Source organism: Cohnella sp. WQ 127256, assembly GCF_024519285.1.
Taxonomy (GTDB): Bacteria; Bacillota; Bacilli; order Paenibacillales; family Paenibacillaceae; genus Cohnella.
Map to the genome: position 1 here is coordinate 1 of NZ_JAMZCY010000022.1, position 3,483 is coordinate 3,483.

Annotated in this window: 4 protein-coding genes; 1 reads left to right on the plus strand and 3 read right to left on the minus strand. The window is 37.2% G+C overall.

What is annotated here, in order from left to right; all coding sequences use genetic code 11:
• A partial coding sequence (locus tag M1K58_RS29315) for a hypothetical protein (protein ID WP_256762481.1) occupies window positions 1-236 on the plus strand: 236 nt, incomplete at its 5' end.
• A gap of 220 nt (window positions 237-456) precedes the next feature.
• Here the strand turns inward: M1K58_RS29315 and M1K58_RS29320 are convergent.
• From M1K58_RS29320 to M1K58_RS29330, 3 genes are all read right to left on the minus strand, one after another.
• On the minus strand, window positions 457-1,041 hold the full coding sequence (locus M1K58_RS29320) for a GNAT family N-acetyltransferase (RefSeq protein ID WP_256762483.1): 585 nt from the start codon (window positions 1,039-1,041) through the stop codon (window positions 457-459).
• A 23-nt stretch (window positions 1,042-1,064) separates the two neighbouring features.
• A complete protein-coding gene (locus tag M1K58_RS29325; protein ID WP_256762485.1) occupies window positions 1,065-1,811 on the minus strand; it encodes a DUF1963 domain-containing protein in 747 nt (248 codons plus the stop codon).
• 1,472 nt (window positions 1,812-3,283) lie between these two features.
• Window positions 3,284-3,483 (minus strand): hypothetical protein (locus M1K58_RS29330; protein ID WP_256762487.1); only part of this gene is annotated, 200 nt, incomplete at its 5' end.

Consider the following 3,483-nt stretch of genomic DNA (forward strand, 5'->3'; position numbering starts at 1 on the left):
CATCAAATTCACATATAATTGTGTCTTCAATTACTTTTCGTTGGCCATTAATTTCATATTCTAAGCGAATTGGAAACTCTACATATGTAATTTCTGGACGCGGGGGATTAGGTTCCAAAATGCCTCCAATAAAAATGAGTAACCACGGTAATGAAAATAATATTATTATTGAAAAAGCAACTACTAAAGGAATCCATACGATTTTGGTTTTTATATTTCATTCTCCTGACTATTAGGAAATTCAGATCTTAAACTCTTTGCGCCAATTTCTTATAACGTTCTTGTATTCACGACGTCCCACCACCCTAAAGGAACGAAGTGACTGGCCGCGATGCGGTTGGGTGGTGCGGATGTGTCCCGGCAATCACTTCTTCGACTTTACTTCCGGGACCGAGGGGCGTATGCCCCGATGCGTGAACACATTGTTAGGCGATGCCAACAACTTCCTCGAACTACCTACTTACCTCTTATTTCTTTCTCTTTCTCTATAAATTCATCTTTTGTTAATCCAAAAAGGATGAGGTCATGATACTGCCCATTTGTATATATGACCTTACGTCTCACTCCTTCTTGAAGACATCCAAAATTCCTCATCATGGTTGCTGAAGCTTCGTTTCCTTCAAGAACATAATCATTAAATTTATTAAGCCGTCGTTCATAGAAGGCGTATCTTAATAGAATTCTAGTAGCTCTTGTACCATACCCTTTACCTCGGTGGTCCTGATCAATTTGAATGCCAATACTGAAAGTGCCATTCCTTTCATCAATGCTATTTAGGTTTATTCCTCCAATGTTTTCACCTATTAAATTTTCAATTGTAAACATAATTCGTCCATTGCCGGATGAAAAATCAGAGAATGTCTCAGCAAACTTCTTCGCCTCTGCAATTGTCGGTGGTAATTCAACTGCGCATTCTAATAAACGACGAGCTGGCGTATCAAATCGATTATGGTAATGTCCTTCCCAATCTTCGAGCTGAATAGCACGCAATCTGATTTCTTCATCTTGCCAAAAGTAATTGGCATAGTTTACTTCTTTCATTTCTATTCCCCCAAGAGATTATCCTACCCATAAAGTCTATTCATTCCTACATGGAATTCCGAAGTATAGCCCTCTATATATTTTTTTGAAAATTCTTCTTTGAATACTTCCCAGTACTTATCGTAATTTTCATCACCCCAAGATAACCCTAACATTTTATATACTTCAAAAGAATCCGACTCGGGAACACTCCATTCAAGTCGCGGAGTAACACTCGCACTAAAAAACTGCAATTCTTTCAATAGTTTTTTAGGTGGTTGAGTTCTTATTAGATTATTTATTTCTCCGTCATAAAATAATACTTTTGAAGTCTTAGGGTTATTATCAAAACTGCCTTCTTCATACATCGCTTCGGGATATGATGTATAGAAGAAATAAATGATTCCTTTAGTTGGAAGATTATCTTTATCTATCTGAATGTTAGGCATTTCTTGTAAATTGATCTGTGCAATAAATGACATAGGGTACTCTTCCCAATACGGCCATTCAATATTTGCAGGCAAATCAGGTTGGCCCCCTAATTTTGTTTGACCAATTGCTATTTTTTTCTCTGACTCTCTTTCCGTAATTAAACGGATAGATGGCTTGATCATACTTTGAAATGTTTCTGAATAATCTTCTAGTCCTGCTTTATGAAACATAGATAAAATGTCATCTTTTGCATCCATTACTGAGCTCACCTCTTCAATATCATTATTAACTGTGTATTTCTTGCCACAACCAGATAGAATCAAAATAAATATTAACAGAATGAATTGTATACTCTTCAATTTTCTTCTCCTTATATTTGTTTTGTTATTGTCCCATAAAGCAATTTCACCTAACGTTGTCGTATTCGCGACGTCCATTCCCCTTAGATAGCTCTTATCTTAGGGGAATGGATGTATCTGACTGATAATACTTCTTCGAAAATGCCTCGGGTAGATCAAGGGCCGTATGGCCCGAAGCGCGAATATGGTGTTAGGTGATGCTCTCGGCAACTTGAAATACAATCATTCTATTTATTTCATTCCTATTCACGACGTTCCACCACTTTATGATTCCGAAAGAACCGGCTGCGATGCGGTTAAGTGGCACGCATGTGTTCAGTTGATGCTACTCCTGCTGCTGAATTTCCACTGCGAATCCACTTCTAACTTCTGCCGGACCTAGGGAGCAATGCCCCGAAATCTTAACACAGTGTTAGGATACTCTCTAACAAATTACTCTGTGTTTATCGTTTAGTGTTTTGTTTGAGATCATAAAAAATAAAGGAAAACTCACACAAAACCAATAAAATTGATACGCAGAAGAAAATATTAAAGATAGTTTTTTCCCCATAATAAAATGAAACAATACTAAAAAATCCTACAGAAAATACCAAACATATAATTGGAAAACAAATACGGATTATTGATAACCAGTTTCTTACTTTTCTTATTTCCATTGTTCCTAAAATAATTACGACAATAAGAGGAAATGGAATAGTTAATACAAAATGATAAAATCTATACCCATCACTATGAGAAGACCATGGAAAAAAAGAGTATTCTCCTGATAGCAAATAAAGAATGAAAACAAGTGTACTGAATAATAAGATATGATAAAAGGTTTTAGCCTCTACACTTTTCATGATTTTATATCCCTCAATTAATTTCTATTTGTACATCCAGGAAAAACACGGACTTCTAATCTTTTGAGAGTTTCACCTAACGTTCTTGTATTCACGACGTCCCACCACCTTAAAGCCCCAAAGGGGCGGCCGCGACGCGGTTGGGTGGTGCGGATGTGTCCGGCTGATTCTACTTCTACGCTACTGAAATTCCTCTTCGAATCCGCTTCTAACTTCCGTCCGGACCGAGGCAGCTTGTCTGCCGAAGCGTGAATATTGTGTTAGAGGATGTTCCCTCTTCTTCGAGAATCTTACAAATCGCTTTGATTTAATAATGCTCTATTGATCTTTATTACGAACTTAATCTTTATTACGAACTTAATCTTTATTACGAACTTAATCTTTATTACGAACTTGATCTTTATTACGAACTTGATCTTAAAATTCGCATTAATCCTTAATCTTAAATAACGCTTTTAATCTTCAATTACGTTCCTGATCTTTAAATGTCTCTTGATTCTTCAATTACTCTCTTAATCTTTAATAACGCTCTTGACACCCACATGTTTATTTCCAGATATTAGGTACAATGTAGCATGAATAACTAAAAAAGAGAATACACAATTCGTATCCTCTTGTTCTTCATTTGTATTAGGGAATTTCCTCTAACGTACTTGTATTCACGACGTCCAACCACCCTAAGGAAGCGAAGCGACTGGCCGCTATGCGGTTGGGTGGTGCGGATGTGTCCGGCTGAATCTGCTTCCAGATACTGAAAATGCTTCTCCGAATTCTCTTCTTACTTCGGTCCGGACCAAGGGACGAATGTCCCGCAGCGTGAATATCGTGTT

Excerpts from the sequence above, each read along its gene's own strand:
- M1K58_RS29320 (WP_256762483.1), bottom strand. The coding sequence starts at position 1,041 with ATGAAAGAAGTAAACTATGCCAATTACTTTTGGCAAGATGAAGAAATC.